This window comes from Ruegeria sp. CDSB117 (assembly GCF_059611005.1).
Genome location: NZ_JBXWOS010000012.1, coordinates 12003 through 26820, shown reverse-complemented (window position 1 = coordinate 26820; position 14818 = coordinate 12003). Strand labels below are relative to the sequence as shown.

General features: G+C 55.5%; 10 protein-coding genes. 5 read left to right on the top strand and 5 right to left on the bottom strand.

Going from position 1 to position 14818, the window contains the following annotated elements:
* Nucleotides 1–98: 98 nt before the first annotated feature.
* A complete protein-coding gene (locus AC2FJC_RS14395; RefSeq protein ID WP_496726735.1) occupies nucleotides 99–1205 on the top strand; it encodes a peptidoglycan-binding protein LysM in 1107 nt (368 codons plus the stop codon).
* A 130-nt stretch (nucleotides 1206–1335) separates the two neighbouring features.
* Here the strand turns inward: AC2FJC_RS14395 and AC2FJC_RS14390 are convergent, their stop codons facing one another.
* Entirely contained in the window at nucleotides 1336–1890 is a 555-nt protein-coding gene (locus AC2FJC_RS14390; protein WP_108861682.1) for a helix-turn-helix domain-containing protein, read from the bottom strand.
* A 107-nt stretch (nucleotides 1891–1997) separates the two neighbouring features.
* Here AC2FJC_RS14390 and ilvD point away from each other — a divergent pair, with 107 nt between their 5' ends.
* Both ilvD and AC2FJC_RS14380 read left to right on the top strand, forming a co-directional pair.
* On the top strand, nucleotides 1998–3830 hold the full coding sequence (gene ilvD / locus AC2FJC_RS14385) for a dihydroxy-acid dehydratase (protein WP_496740019.1): 1833 nt from the start codon (nucleotides 1998–2000) through the stop codon (nucleotides 3828–3830).
* Nucleotides 3831–3945: 115 nt separating this feature from the next.
* The gene (locus AC2FJC_RS14380; RefSeq protein WP_496740018.1) at nucleotides 3946–4395 is read left to right on the top strand and encodes an NUDIX hydrolase; all 450 of its coding nucleotides are present in this window, start codon (nucleotides 3946–3948) and stop codon (nucleotides 4393–4395) included.
* Nucleotides 4396–4404: 9 nt separating this feature from the next.
* Here the strand turns inward: AC2FJC_RS14380 and AC2FJC_RS14375 are convergent, their stop codons facing one another.
* Entirely contained in the window at nucleotides 4405–5223 is an 819-nt protein-coding gene (locus AC2FJC_RS14375) for a sulfotransferase family protein (protein ID WP_109311313.1), read from the bottom strand.
* Between the two features lie 144 nt (nucleotides 5224–5367).
* Here AC2FJC_RS14375 and AC2FJC_RS14370 point away from each other — a divergent pair, with 144 nt between their 5' ends.
* Nucleotides 5368–6945, top strand: a complete 1578-nt coding sequence (locus AC2FJC_RS14370) for a DUF5928 domain-containing protein (RefSeq protein WP_496740017.1) — start codon at nucleotides 5368–5370, stop codon at nucleotides 6943–6945.
* Between the two features lie 45 nt (nucleotides 6946–6990).
* Here the strand turns inward: AC2FJC_RS14370 and amaB are convergent, their stop codons facing one another.
* Entirely contained in the window at nucleotides 6991–8487 is a 1497-nt protein-coding gene (amaB, locus tag AC2FJC_RS14365; protein ID WP_496740016.1) for an L-piperidine-6-carboxylate dehydrogenase, read from the bottom strand.
* An 18-nt stretch (nucleotides 8488–8505) separates the two neighbouring features.
* On the bottom strand, nucleotides 8506–9612 hold the full coding sequence (locus tag AC2FJC_RS14360; protein WP_496740015.1) for a saccharopine dehydrogenase family protein: 1107 nt from the start codon (nucleotides 9610–9612) through the stop codon (nucleotides 8506–8508).
* A gap of 418 nt (nucleotides 9613–10030) precedes the next feature.
* On the opposite strand from AC2FJC_RS14360, the gene AC2FJC_RS14355 reads away from it, so the two are divergent.
* On the top strand, nucleotides 10031–13657 hold the full coding sequence (locus AC2FJC_RS14355; protein WP_496740014.1) for a flavoprotein: 3627 nt from the start codon (nucleotides 10031–10033) through the stop codon (nucleotides 13655–13657).
* Here the strand turns inward: AC2FJC_RS14355 and AC2FJC_RS14350 are convergent.
* Nucleotides 13654–14817 (bottom strand): hypothetical protein, encoded by a 1164-nt coding sequence (locus AC2FJC_RS14350; RefSeq protein WP_496740013.1) that lies wholly within the window; start codon nucleotides 14815–14817, stop codon nucleotides 13654–13656. The genes AC2FJC_RS14355 and AC2FJC_RS14350 overlap by 4 nt on opposite strands.
* Between the last annotated feature and the right edge of the window lies 1 nt (nucleotide 14818).

Below are 14818 nucleotides of genomic sequence, written 5' to 3'. Positions count from 1 at the left end.
TTGTAAGCGAAAGAAAAAACACAACGTCACTAGGGTGATAGAACAAAAAACCGGGACCCTGGTGCACGTTGAAAAAACTCACTCTACAGGAGAACGAAATGAACACCCCTGGAATTAAGTTTGGCCTCATGACCCTGGGTCTGGCTGCCTTGATCTCACCGATAAGTGCTGCGGCGCAGGTCGCGTGCGAATCGTACACAGTAGAAGCAGGCGAAACGCTGGCGACTATTTCCGAAACGGCATATGGCTCTCGGGATTACCAGATCATCTTCAACGCAAACAGAAACGTCATTGCCGGAAATCCGAACAATCTGACCCCTGGTACAATTCTGAACTTGCCATGCGCTGACGGCCGACTGACCGCTACATCGCAGTTCAACGAAGTTGTTGAGCGAGAGGAAGAAAAAGCCGCAAAAATCAAACCCAGAAACGTTTACGAGCCACCGATTCGTCTTTTGGCCGGGAACGATTGGGCACCCTATACGGACGAAGGTCTTTCGGGTGGCGGCTTTTTGATGCGGTTGTCAACAACGGCCCTGCATCGTGCGGGCAACAAGCGCGAATACAACCAGGGTTGGGTGAACGATTTCAACTCGCATCTTTACACACTTCTGCCCGCCGGAGCGTATGACATCGCCGTTGCCTGGGTTGTGCCAGATTGCGCAAAAAACCCCGATGCCATGGGTGAAGACAGCCTTTATCGCTGTAACGGGTTCTACGCATCACAGCCATTGTATGAATCGGTCGTTGGGTATTTCACTCTTCCCGACAGCAAATATGCAGGCGCAGCCTCCATCGAAGAGCTGGAAGGGGCCGTATTCTGTCGTATGGATGGGTTCTTTACCAATGACCTGGAAGAGGCCGGCCTGGTCGAACCCAAAATCACGCTTGTTCGCCCCCGCACCCCGGAAGAGTGCATCGAGGCGGTCATGAACGGAACCGCGGACGCCACCGGGATGGCTATTCAGCAAGCCAATGGGGCAATTGCGGCTTTGGGTATGGAAAACGAGGTGGTTCAGAATGAGAACTTCACCCATCTGTCCACCATTCGCCTGCTGGCCCATAAATCCAACCCATACGGGCTGCAGTATATCTCGATGCTGAACAATGGCCTGAACGAAATGCGGCAGTCGGGCGAGTGGTACGATATCGTTTCCAGCTCGCTGTCCGAGTACAGCTCTAAGCTGCAATCTGCGTCGAACTGATCGGTTCGTGCAAAAGAACCCGTACACAGCGCGACCCGCGCTGTGTGCCACCTCGACATAAAGTCATAGCTTTGTACTTGGGTCACATATTTGTTTCTTGTCGCCCAACCTTTCCAGCGAGCGCGTTGCCTCAGGTGACTTCGGCTGGTTGTGCATAATGATGCATGTTCAAAAACGCAGCGCCATTCGTCCCCGCCCTGTAACCATGCGGCAGATCGGCTGCAAAGCGCAGGCCCTGCCCGGCCTGTAGCGGTACCCAGTCACCATCACGGAGAATCTCAAGCGATCCGTTCAGCACAAACACTTCTTCGGTCACCCCTGCGGCATGGGCTGCGGATTCGTGGCTTTGGTTTGGGGCAAGGTCGACGTGAAACGTTTCGGCGCCCAGCGCAGGATCGAAGGGAAAGACGATCTTGACCTCAATGCTGCCGGGAAAGGTCACCGTGTGAAACACGTCGGGCATGGCGGTATCCCGCAGGGCCGCCGTTCCGATCAACGCACTCAGCGGCAGTTGAAACCCTTTGGCGATTTTCCACAGCGTTGCGATGGTCGGGCTGGATTCGCCTCGTTCGATCTGACCCAGCATGGCTTTGCTGACACCCGTCATCTCGGCCACTTTGGACAGGCTCAACCCCGAGGCCGCCCGCACATCGCGTAGTTTTAACGTAATTTCGTCCGGTGCCATCTTGATCGTCTCTCGAATCCTCTTGTGCGTTATAGCGCACATGTGGTACGTGCGCTATAACGTACGCAACCCGAATATCGCAACCGGGGCAAAAGGGAAACAGCATCATGCCAATGTACCGATCCAGAACCTCAACCCATGGCCGCAACATGGCCGGTGCCCGCGGCCTGTGGCGCGCCACCGGAATGGGTGACGACGATTTCGGCAAACCGATCATCGCTATCGTCAACTCTTTCACCCAGTTCGTGCCGGGCCACGTGCACCTGAAAGATTTGGGCCAGATGGTCGCGCGCGAGGTTGAAGCCGCTGGAGGTGTTGCGAAAGAGTTCAACACCATCGCGGTCGATGATGGTATCGCCATGGGCCACGACGGAATGCTGTATTCTCTGCCCTCGCGCGAAGTGATCGCGGATTCGGTCGAATACATGGTCAACGCCCACTGTGCTGATGCGATGGTCTGCATTTCGAACTGCGACAAGATCACCCCCGGCATGCTGATGGCCGCGATGCGCCTGAACATCCCGGCGATCTTTGTCTCGGGCGGACCGATGGAGGCCGGCAAGATCGACATCGCCGATCTGGACGCCAAGAAGATCGACCTGGTTGACGCAATGGTCGCCGCCGCAGACGACAGGTTCACCGACGAACAGGTCCAGCACATCGAAGAGAACGCCTGCCCAACCTGTGGCTCATGTTCCGGTATGTTCACCGCAAACTCGATGAACTGTCTGGCCGAGGCTCTGGGGCTGGCGCTGCCGGGCAATGGCTCGACCCTGGCCACCCATGCGGACCGCAAAGAGCTGTTCCTTGAGGCAGGTCGCCGGATCGTGGAAATCACCAAACGCCACTACGATCTGGACGAAAAAGGCTTCCTTCCGCGCGAAATCGCCACGTTCGACGCCTTTGAAAACGCGATGAGCCTGGATATCGCCATGGGCGGTTCGACCAACACGGTGTTGCACCTGCTGGCCATCGCACATGAGGGTGAAGTGCATTTCACCATGACCGATATGGACCGCCTGAGCCGTCAGGTGCCGTGTCTGTGCAAGGTCGCGCCCAATACTGAGAATGTTCATATGGAGGACGTGCACCGCGCCGGTGGCATCTTCTCGATCCTCGGTGAACTCAGCCGCGCGGGACTGCTACACGAAGATTGCAGCACCGTGCATTCGGCGACCATGGGCGAAGCGATTGCCAATTGGGACATCAAGGTCGCCAACAACCCCGCAGCGCAGGACCTGTTCAAGGCCGCGCCCGGCGGTGTGCGCACGACGCAGGCATTCAGCCAGTCGAACCGGTACAAGGAACTGGACACCGACCGCGAAGGCGGTGTGATCCGATCCAAGGAACACGCGTTCAGTCAGGATGGTGGTCTGGCGGTCCTGTTTGGCAACATCGCGCGCGAAGGATGTATCGTGAAAACGGCAGGCGTTGATCCCAACAGCCTGACGTTCGCTGGATCTGCCTATGTCTGCGAAAGCCAGGATCAGGCCGTGAACGACATCCTGACCGGCAAGGTCAAAGAAGGCGACGTGGTGGTGATCCGCTATGAAGGTCCGCGCGGTGGTCCGGGGATGCAGGAAATGCTCTATCCGACGTCTTACTTGAAATCCAAGGGTCTGGGCAAAGCCTGCGCCCTGCTGACCGATGGGCGTTTCTCGGGTGGCACCTCGGGTCTGTCGATTGGCCACGTTTCACCAGAGGCCGCCGAGGGTGGCGAAATCGGGCTGGTCAAGCAAGGCGACAAGATCGAGATCGACATCCCCAACCGGACGATTCATCTGGCCGTGTCTGACGAAGAACTGGCCGCCCGCCGCGAAGAGCAGGACGAAAAGGGATGGGTTCCGGCCGCACCGCGCAAGCGCAAGGTGTCAACCGCGCTCAAGGCCTATGCCAAGCTAGCGACAAGTGCCGCGAAAGGTGCCGTGCGCCAAGTCTGAAGAAGCGGTTTCCAAACCACCCAAACTGCAATAACTTCAAAGGTCTCGCTAGCTCATTTAGCGAGACCTTTTTCTTTTTTATTCAACGGCATCCATGGCACAATCGGTGACAAGTATGACATTCTGGCGCCCGCATAACGGTATCCGTGTCAAAGCCATCGGCTTACATTGGCGGGGGGACCGCCTTCTTGCAGCCGAAGTCCCAAATGACGACGGTCGCATCAAGGGTGTTCGCCCTTTGGGCGGATCGGTCGAATTCGGCGAAACATGGCGTGACGCGCTGAAGCGTGAGTTCAAGGAAGAGCTCGATGTGACAGTTGAAGTCAGTGGGCAACCGCTGGTGATCGAGAACCTGTACCAGCATGAAGGGCATCAGGGGCATGAGATCATCTTTGTGGCCGAGATTCAGTGCCCCGAGCTTTTGAATTGGCCCGACGCGCCGATTTCATTCACCGAAGACAATGGCCTGAATTGGACGGCAGGATGGTTCAGTCTGGATGCTCTGGATATCGGCGGTCCAGAGCTATACCCGACCGGCCTGAAAGAGCGCCTGATCGATCGCTGACTCGTTCGCCTAGTCGCCCAGCTTGGCGTGAACTTCGTCCAGATCAATCTCACCGATTGGCATCTTGTTGCCCGGGTTTTCAAAATCGTATTTGAACAGCTCGAAATCGTGTTTGTAGATCTCGTAGACCAGGTGCATCGAAAGATCGTCAAAGTAGTCCTCGACAGGATGCGCACGTTTCGGCCCGTGGCCTTCGGATTCATTGAATCGCGGGATTTCGGACAAATTCACAGCGTGCGGTGTCTCTAACCGATCAAGGACACTTTGCATTCCTTCATTGAACTGCTCAGTCCAGAAAATCTGATCGTATTGCCCACCATTCACGATGAAGGTCGAGACATGCCCGGACATGGCCGACCAGTGAATGTCAGGATCCATCGGACGCCGCCAGCGGATCGTATCACGAGCAAACAGCAAAAACCGGCGGAAACTGGCGATCTGATCAAACTCACCCTTACCGTCATCACCGCCAACCTCGATCCCGTAGTTGTAGATCAAGGTCGGCACCAGATTGCCCCGATACCGCTTGCCATTGCGCTGAATGCCGCAGATCTTGTCGAAGAACGAGCTTAGAATTCGGGTGTAGGGGTTGCGCACGCACGTAAAGGCCAGGGATTTGTGATCCCGCACATTGCCCGATATCTGATCCTGACTTGGGCCGAAGGCCCATTTGTGCATCCCGTCCTTCGCGTCATGGATATCACCGTCAAAAAACTGCCCGTGATCCGAATAAAACATGATCTGACCAATGGTCGAACACGCGCATTTCGGCACCACACGGTAAACCATGCTTTCGCTTTCGGTCATCCATGTTCCGGGAAAACCCATCTGCTGTGCCTCCTTTGCTGATCTGGTCTCAATATTGACGCGCCAGCATTTGAAACCAAAAAACCAAAAATATTCTATTTATTCAATCGCTCATCCTCAGTATCACGGTTGGAAACGGGCAGAAACGGAAAACAATAGGCCAATATGGCAAGAATTGCCTACATATTGCTTTGTCACAAAGACCCTGACGCGATCATCGCGCAGGCCGAGCAATTGACCGCAGCCGGGGATTGCATGGCGATCCACTTTGACGCGCGGGCCAGTGCGACTGCTTACGCACGCATTCGCGAGGCTTTGAAAGACAATCTCAATGTCACCTTTGCCAGCAAGCGCATCAAATGCGGCTGGGGGGCGTGGTCACTGGTTCAGGCCACGCTGAATGCCCTGCAGGCCGCTGTGGATGCGTTTCCCCGCGCCACTCATTTCTACATGGTGTCGGGTGACTGCATGCCGATCAAATCGGCTGAGTACATCCACGACTTTCTGAACCAGCACGACGTTGATTTCGTCGAAAGCCATGATTTCCTGGAAAGCAACTGGATCAAGACCGGCATGGTTGAGGACCGGCTCATCTATCGGCACTATTTCAACGAACGCACACAGGCCAAGCTGTTTTACGGGTCGTACAATCTGCAAAAACGGTTTGGTCTGACGCGCGAGATTCCGTCAGACGTTCAGATAATGATCGGCAGCCAATGGTGGTGCCTGCGCCGTAGGACCATCGAAATGATTCTGGATTTTCTGCAAAAGCGTCCCGATGTGAAACGGTTCTTCTCGACCACCTGGATTCCGGACGAGACCTTTTTTCAGACTTTGGTGCGCCATCTGATCCCCAAGACTGAGATCGACAACCGAACGCCCACATTTCTGATGTTCTCAGATTATGGCATGCCGGTGACGTTCTACAACGATCACTATGACTTGCTGCTGTCCCAAGATTACCTGTTCGCCCGCAAGATCAGCCCCGAAGCCCATGAGCTGAAGTACAGGTTGGGTCAGATGTACGCAACCGAAGGGATGACGTTTCACATCTCGGACGAAGGCCGCAATCTTTACAGCTTTCTGACCGGGCGCGGCCGGGTGGGGCGACGTTATGCGCAGCGGTTCTGGGAGGCGGGCAATTCCCTGGGCCCTGAGCGCGAAGTGTTTCTGATCGTGAGCAAGAAATGGCATGTTGCCAAACGGTTGGTGGACCAGATCGTCTCGGAAACCGACATTCCCTGCGTCGAATACCTGTTCAACGAAGAAGACACTTCTCTGCCTGATCTGGGTGGCATTGAATCGTCTCTGGCCAAGCGCACGCGGCACCGGCGCGCGGTGGCTCGCATGCTGTTTGAAAGCTTTGGTTCCAACAAGCTGGTCTTGTGCGTGGATCCTGCAGATCTGGATATCATTCAGGATTTCTGCTCGGTTCAGGCCCGCAGCCATGTTCTGGAAATCGAGTGCGAGTATTCCGACGACTATCTGATCGGTCACGCTCGCCGGGTTGGGTTGGCCGGGGACAGCAGTCCTCGGGAAACCGTGGCCCGTCTGATCCCGGCGCTGCGCAGTTCACTGGTGCACGAATCCGAATTGATCCGCGAGGCAGAGTTTGACGGATACCTGCGTATCCGCGAGGCCAACTCAAATATTGAGAATGAGACCGCGATTGCCGAGTTTCTGGGCGTGTCGCTGGACAAGGCGCAAGCCATCATGAGCCTTGATTATCTTTTTGCCGATTAATCTGAAACGTCCAGCGGCGCTTTAAGGCGCCGCTGGATAACTGGTTCAGATGTCGAACTTGACGCCCTGCGCCAAGGGCAGCTCAGCCGAGTAATTCACAGTATTCGTCTGACGACGCATATAGGCTTTCCACGCGTCCGAGCCGCTTTCGCGCCCGCCACCGGTTTCCTTCTCACCGCCGAAGGCTCCGCCGATCTCGGCACCTGACGGGCCGATATTGACGTTGGCGATGCCGCAATCCGACCCGGCTGCGGTCAGGAACTGCTCGGCCTCGCGCATGTTCAGGGTAAAGACGCAAGAAGACAGGCCTTGCGGGACGTCATTCTGCAGCTCAATCGCGCCATCAAAATCGTCATAGCCCATGACGTAGAGGATCGGCGCAAAGGTTTCGGTTTTCACAACCGCCGTCTGGCCTGGCATTTCGACAATGGCCGGTTCCATATAGACGCCCGCAGGCACACCCTCGGTCACGCGACGTCCACCGTGCACGGTTCCACCTTCGGCCTTGGCAGCCTCAAGCGCTGCGGTCATGGCCGCGCCCGAGGCTTCGTCTACCAACGGGCCAATCAGCGTGCCTTCGACCAGCGGGTTGCCGATAGGCAATCCCGCATAGGCTTTTTTCAGACGACCCACCAGTTCTTCGCGGATCGAGTTATGTACGATCAGGCGGCGCAGCGTGGTACAGCGCTGACCGGCCGTACCTACTGCCGAGAACACAACCGCACGGACAGCCATTTCCAGATCGGCCGAAGGACCAACGATCATCGCGTTGTTGCCACCCAGTTCTAGAATGCACTTGCCAAAGCGTTGCGCCACGATGGGCGCGACGGCGCGACCCATACGGGTGGACCCTGTGGCCGAGATAATCGGAACGTCTTCGCTTGCGACCAAGGCCTCGCCCAGCGCCGCACCACCGATTAGGGTTTGCAGCAGGTTATCCGGCGCATCGCCAAACCGGGCCAGCGCGCGTTCGAAAATCTTCTGACAAGCCATCGCGGTCAGCGGAGATTTCTCGGATGGCTTCCAGATCACCGGGTCACCACAAACCAGCGCCACTGCCGCATTCCACGACCACACCGCAACCGGGAAGTTGAAGGCCGAGATCACGCCGACCGGGCCTGCTGGATGCCACGTCTCCATCATCCGGTGACCCGGACGTTCCGACGCAATGGTCAGACCATACAATTGCCGCGAAAGACCAACAGCAAAATCGCAGATGTCGATCATCTCTTGCACTTCGCCCAGACCTTCCGAGGTGATCTTGCCAGCCTCCCAACTGACCAGAGCACCCAGATCGTCCTTGGCGGCGCGCAGTTCCTCTCCCAACAGGCGGATCAGCTCACCCCGGCGCGGTGCCGGAACGGTCCGCCATTCTTTGAACGCCGTTTTAGAACGGGCAAATATGGCATCCATGTCGGCAACGGGTGTTTCATGCACGTCTGCCAACACACTGCCATCAATCGGAGACGTCACTTTGAGCGTGCCGCCGGTCAGTTCGGCCTCGGTCAGATCCAGATTTGCGAGGGTGGTTTGGGCTGTCATCACGATGTCTTTCATATCTCAGGCCGCCTTGTTCTGTTCGGTTACGTCACCGGCACGATAAAGCCGGCCAAATTCGGTATTGAGGAAATCGGACAGGTTCACCTGTTCCTGCCGGACAAAGCCCTTCGCGGGCAGCGAGCCGGTCCGCATCAGATCAACCACGCCCAGAACGCCTGCGGCGGTGGTGACCTGAATGGCACTCCAGACCTGCCCGTTGATCGTGCGGGCAAAGCTTTTGTTGATCAGGGATTTCTCGCGCAGCGCGCCGTCGATCATGCCCTTTGCGGTGCAATAGACCAAAACCACATCCTGATCGGTGCGCGGCAGCGCGGTCTCAAAAATATCCTTCAACAGGTCGCGGCGATGTTCCAGGCCAAGGTCCTTCAGAAGCAATTTCAGGATATCGCAATGGCCCGGGTACCGGATCGAACGGTAAGACACTGCCCGCGCTTTGCCGTCCAGCGTTTCGGGTAAAGTCCCCAACCCACCAGAGGTGTTGAAGCATTCGTACTCCACCCCGTCATGGCCAAGCAGCTCATAATCCTCCAGCGGAGCGGTCTTGACCCGTTCACCATTCACAATGGCATCGCAAGGGTTGCAGTATTCGTTGATCAACCCGTCGGTGGACCAGGTCAGATTGTATTTCAACGCGTTGGTTGGATAGAGCGGCAGCGCCCCCACCCGCATATGCAGGCTGTCTATTTCATCGAATTCCGCCGCCAGCGATGCCCCTGCGATACCGACAAAACCCGGTGCCAGACCACATTGCGGCATGAACGCCGTATCACTGCCTTGTGCCAAGTCACGCACGGCATTGGTCGCCGCAACGTCTTCGGTCAAGTCAAAGTAATGTGCACCAGCGGCCTTGGCCGCCTTGGCAATTTTCGGCGTCAGAAAGAACGGGGCCGCCGAGATTACGGCATCGAACCCACCCAGGCCTTCGGTCAATTGCGCTTCGTCGCTCACATCGACCTGCCGGGTCGAAATGCCTTGCTTGTTCAATGCTGATAACGCAGCCAAATCCCGGTCGGCCACTGTGACCGAGTAATTGGCCGATGACTTCAGCAAGGTCGCGATCATCTGACCGATCTTGCCTGCTCCGATGACACAAATGTTCCAGCTCAAAACGCGCCTCCTTTTTCGTTTTTGAAAGTATGAGGCTGCTTCTGTCCGAAACGCAGGGGCAATCTTGACGAAATCGCGGTCATGTTTGTCATATTGACAAGAATTTTGTCAATTCGTCGCACCACCTGTGCGAGCTTCCGCACTCGGCGGCGCGATGAACGACATGATCACCCTATGGCTGCAACGCAATTGGCCCAATCAACAACGCCAGTGATTTTTATATTCAGATATTATACAGTGCGCTCAATTGGACCCTTTTGTTCGCGCATATCAATGTGTTCAATCGGTCCGCCCAGCGCGGGAAATTACGTCAGGCCGGTTTTTTTATTCTGTATGACCGATGGGTGCCTGACCAAAAAACATGCTTCTGCGTTGGGTCTTTGACAATTTTCACGCCGAAGTTCAGGGGGGACAAGACGTGCCTAAAGATCCAATTGAAAGCTCTCAATCATTCAATCCATCCCAAGACGATCTGAAATTGATAGATGAGGTCCTGCCATCCAAAGATTCATCAGTCATTCATTCGAAATTCGAGTTCTATGAAGTATCCGAAGAAACGGTCCTGCCTTCTGAAGGTATGTTTGTGGTCCTTGGCGGCATGGTTCAGCTCCGGCAGGACAAAGCGGTATTGGCGACCGCAGACACCGGGGACTATTTTTACGAAGAGCATCTCGAAATCGAGGACATTCCCGTCAGTCTTCAGGCGCTGGCCACGCCGGGTACCCGATTGGCCTATCTGCCCAAACACCAATGGAAGGCAATCCCGAAAAAGATCAAAGATGCCTGTGAAGATACACTGTTTGGCGATCTGGTCAGTGTGCATCTGAAGAACTATCAACAGCCGATCAATTGCTGCAGCGTGACCGCCGCAGCCCTTAGCATGTCGGCGCTTGGATTCAGCTACGAAGTCAATGACATCTTTCGCGAATGCGGCTTGCCGACCTCGTTTGTCGTGAACGACGGAATATCGCTGGGCGAGCTATTCGATGTCGCCTGCACATTCATCCATACCCAGGACCTGCGCGATGTCATTCAGGTGCAGGCCTATTTCATGGATGAGGCCACGACATCCGTGGATCTGTTGCTTGAGGCAATAGACGAATCCAATCGGCTGGGTGGAAAGAACGATATCCTTGTGGCGAACTTTCAAGTCGGTGTCGCACATGGCAAGGAAAACATGCCGGGCGGCCATTTTGCCATTATTGCAAAGTGCAATCCAAGCACCGGCCTTGTGCATATGATGGACGTTCACCCGGAAAAGTACGGCAAGCTATGGGTGACAACCATCGATCGGTTGTGGGCCGGGATGACGGACCGCGATGGGACCTCGATGCGATCACGGGGGATGCTGCGGTTTTCGGCGCGGGACGCTGTCAAAACATACCTGCAAACCCTGAAGCAGGACTGCAATTATGTCGACAGTACGGAATACCTGGCCAAGGACCCCAAAAAGCGGCGTAACCTGTTCCGACGGGCCAGCCCGAACATGAACTCGATGGGCGTTCTTGCCGAAAGCCTAGCCATCCTTGGGGATGAACAGGTTGACGAGGATAAACTGCTGAGAGCAACGCAAACCGATCTGGCCGAGGCGCTTAGCCGCGTGTCGACAGCCCGGCAAATGCACGCGATGGCGCAACGGTACCTCAGCCAGGAACCGGACGTGCATCTGGGCAGCACTTTCCGCAGCTATGCCAATCGTTCGGACAAAAGCATCAAATCACCCGAAGACTGGTTCCGCCACCAATTGCTAAGCCTGAACGATGACAAAGGTCGTCACCTGATGATCAATATCGATTTCAACAAGGTACTGGGGTCTGAGGTCATTCGCCCCCCGAAGAATGCGTTCCGCGAAACGGCCCTGTTGGAGGAGTTCTGGTGCCTGTGTATCGCATATAAAGAGGCCACCGATATGGTGACGGTTGTGGACATGAGCCCCGCGACCTCACAAGTGTGGCAAGCACCACGCGGGCATTTGTTTCGCGGCCTTCGGGACATAACGAAACCTGCGTTGCTGGTGATCGAAGAACGTGAAGCGCCCAAAGATCCGTCCGACGTGGACCATATCACCGAAAAAAACCCACTTGTTCTGTTCTATGCGGATGAAGACCCCTGGTCCTACATGCTGCGCAGTATTCTGGCCAATATCGGCATCACCGACATCAAGCTGGTTGATGTCGAGGGGCACGGGGCAAATGTCATGAAAATGCGCAGGCAACTGATCGCTAGAACCGGCAAGGAAACGGTTCCATATCTGTATTTCCAGAATGTGTTTCAGGGCACGCGCAAGGACATCGTAGACAGAATCCTTAATGGTCAATTTCAAAAAGACATCAAGAAGGCCGGATTGCCGGTTCTGCTGCGCAATGAATCTCCCAGCCTGGACAAGAACATCTTTGGCTATCCCAAGGGTGGGCTGACCGATGCCCCCAGCGAAAAACGCAACGTATTGCTGTGTGCCTGCGGGTCTTCTGCCGCAGACAAGGTGCCGCAACTGGTAAAGAAAATTACCGCCGCTGGCCACAACGTGAAACTGATCCCGTCGGTTTCCGCCGAGAAGTTCTTTCGCGATATCGAGATCGAAAAGGGCGTCGAGATTGAACGGGGGTACGAGCCGGAAAAGGTCGAGGACTATATCTCGCACAACGACTATTACCGCGACGATGATGAATGGAACTTTCGATACACAAAGTTCGGCATGCCGCTGCGCGCGTCGCATCTTGCCTTGTGTGATTGGGCCGATTGCGTGATCGTAGCGCCCGTGACCTGCAATACAATGGGCAAGATCGCCAATGGGATTGCCGACAATCTGCTGACCTCGGTCTTTGTTGCCTGGCAGTACCGAAACAAACCGGCGATCCTTTGCCCGGCGTGTAACACCAACATGTGGAACAACGTCACAACCCAAAGGAATGTCGAAAAGCTGCGTGATTTGGGTGTTGATCTGGTGGGTCCCCGCAAAGGGCGTCTGTCAAATGGCATGATGGGGATCGGCATGATGGCGACCCCGGACCAGATCATGGAGGTTCTGGACGAAGCGTTCGAAGAACTGGCCGATCAGGAACACAACATCTGCAAATGGGCGCAAGAAGCCGCCGCATCGGATGAGTTCGAACAATGGAATCGTGTGTTCGAGGCGATCGATAATGGCATGGCCGGGATCGACATCGTGGATGACCACAATGGCGACACGCTGTTGCACTACGCAGCAGGCGGCGAAGGCGAGCTGAACGAAAACGGACAGAACCTGGGCAAACCTGATCTGGAGGCTGCGCAAGAGCTGATACGGCGCGGTATCAACGTGAATGCGACCAACGACCATGGATTTACCAGCCTGCACGTGGCGGTGATGAACAACTCGGTCGAAATGGTCAAAACTCTGCTGGCAGCGGATGGCATTGATGCCAGCGCTTGCATCCATTTCCTGCAAAACGCCCATGACATCGAAGACGCCAAAATATCAAAAGACGTGCTGGCCATGCTGGATGACTGGGCCAACAGCCACACGCTGACCGAGATTGAGGAAGAGGGCGAAGACGATGTGGTTGATGACCGTGAGCGCACCTATCTCTACTTTACCTATGGTTCGTTGAAGAAAGGCTTCCCGAACCACGAAGCCCACGCCGATGTGCTGGATGATTTCGTTGGCAAGGCCGTGACGCGACAGCGAATGCCTCTGATCGTGCCGCATGAGCCGCATTGCGACAATCCGAACTGTGGCTTCCTGCACAGGATGGCCACGCTGGTCGACCAGAAAGGGCGCGGCCATCCAATATGCGGAGAAGTCTATCGGGTAACCTCATCGGGCCTGAAACAGCTAGACCAGCTCGAAGGTTACCACGGACCCGGATCACCCGAGAATGTCTATGTCCGCAAGCGGATCAATGTGCTGATCGACGGTGTGAAAAAACCCGCCTATGCCTACGTGATCGCGCAGCCCACCAAGTATCTGGACCAGTTGGATCAGGGCGCAGCCGGGGTTGTCGGGGAATACACGCTGGACATGGCGACAGGCACACAAAAGCCCGGTTGGCAGCCGCCCGCCTAGTTTTGAACCTGTATCCCGGCCTCATCCTTAGGGATATCCTTGAGGCTGAGGTTATAGGCCGTGATGATCACCATGCACGACAGGACAAAGGGCCAGAAGCAGGCCTTGGGAATCAGGTTGTCTTTATAGTGGATGAACCACAGGGACGGTACGGCCTCGGCTGCAAAGAAGTAGGTGTTTACCGACACTGCCAGCAGCAGGAAATACATCAGGAAAAAGAACGATTCCATGTAGATCACGGGCGATCCAGCAAACCCTTCGCGCAGTTGTACATGCGCCAGCAGGATCACGAAAAACAGGACCGAGCAAGTGCCGATAACGCTGGACGTACTGAAATCGTGCCGTTCCACCAGATTGGGGCGTCGCGTGACCGTCATGACGGCCCCGAACAGCAGCATTGTCACAACAATCAGGGGGATCATGTGAACGATAAAGGCATTCGCAAAGTTCCGTTTGATAACGAAGTTATAGTGCAGCTCGGGCAGGTTGGTCTGATATTCGTTCTTGCCGATGCCCAGGGTCGTATCCAGATCGGACAGGCGATAGTCGAAATATGTGTTTTCACGCTCCCATGTTCCCATGACAATCCGGTTGTCGATGCCAAAGATATCGTCCGGCCCCGTGGCCGGATAGGCCGAAAAGTCAGGGATTAGAGCCACATTTACGTCAAACTCACCCGGCCAGAAACGGACCCAGACGGTTTTGTGGTCAAACGGATAACTGGTATAGTCAAAGGCCTGACGCAAGGTCTGTTCAAAGTACCAGCCGATCAACTCGGACCCGCCCTGATCTATCCTGTAGGCTTCTTCAATCAGGCCACTCGCTGCCTCGGCAGCTTCCGGCAGGATGAACCCCACTTCGCCTTCGGCTGGTTTGATGGCGTCATGCACACCATCCTCATAATGCTGCCAGATATAGCCGCTGACATGCACATCGCTGGCACCGGTAAAACTAAAAGATTTGATGAATATGCCAGTTTTGACCTGATAGCCTGGCAAATTGGGAAGGTCTTGCAGATAAGCGTCGACCGACGCCTGATCTGGCAGTTGCGTCGGATCCTCGTCGAAATGGTTCAGTTCAATCCAGAGTTTGAACAGAACAAGGGCCAGACCCAGCGTAACAAAACCCGAGATCAGCCAGACTTTCTTTTCTATGCTCATT

Excerpts from the sequence above, each read along its gene's own strand:
- AC2FJC_RS14395 (WP_496726735.1), top strand. The coding sequence starts at position 99 with ATGAACACCCCTGGAATTAAGTTTGGCCTCATGACCCTGGGTCTGGCT.
- AC2FJC_RS14390 (WP_108861682.1), bottom strand. The coding sequence starts at position 1,890 with ATGGCACCGGACGAAATTACGTTAAAACTACGCGATGTGCGGGCGGCC.
- ilvD (WP_496740019.1), top strand. The coding sequence starts at position 1,998 with ATGCCAATGTACCGATCCAGAACCTCAACCCATGGCCGCAACATGGCC.
- AC2FJC_RS14380 (WP_496740018.1), top strand. The coding sequence starts at position 3,946 with ATGACATTCTGGCGCCCGCATAACGGTATCCGTGTCAAAGCCATCGGC.
- AC2FJC_RS14375 (WP_109311313.1), bottom strand. The coding sequence starts at position 5,223 with ATGGGTTTTCCCGGAACATGGATGACCGAAAGCGAAAGCATGGTTTAC.
- AC2FJC_RS14370 (WP_496740017.1), top strand. The coding sequence starts at position 5,368 with ATGGCAAGAATTGCCTACATATTGCTTTGTCACAAAGACCCTGACGCG.
- amaB (WP_496740016.1), bottom strand. The coding sequence starts at position 8,487 with ATGACAGCCCAAACCACCCTCGCAAATCTGGATCTGACCGAGGCCGAA.
- AC2FJC_RS14350 (WP_496740013.1), bottom strand. The coding sequence starts at position 14,817 with ATGAGCATAGAAAAGAAAGTCTGGCTGATCTCGGGTTTTGTTACGCTG.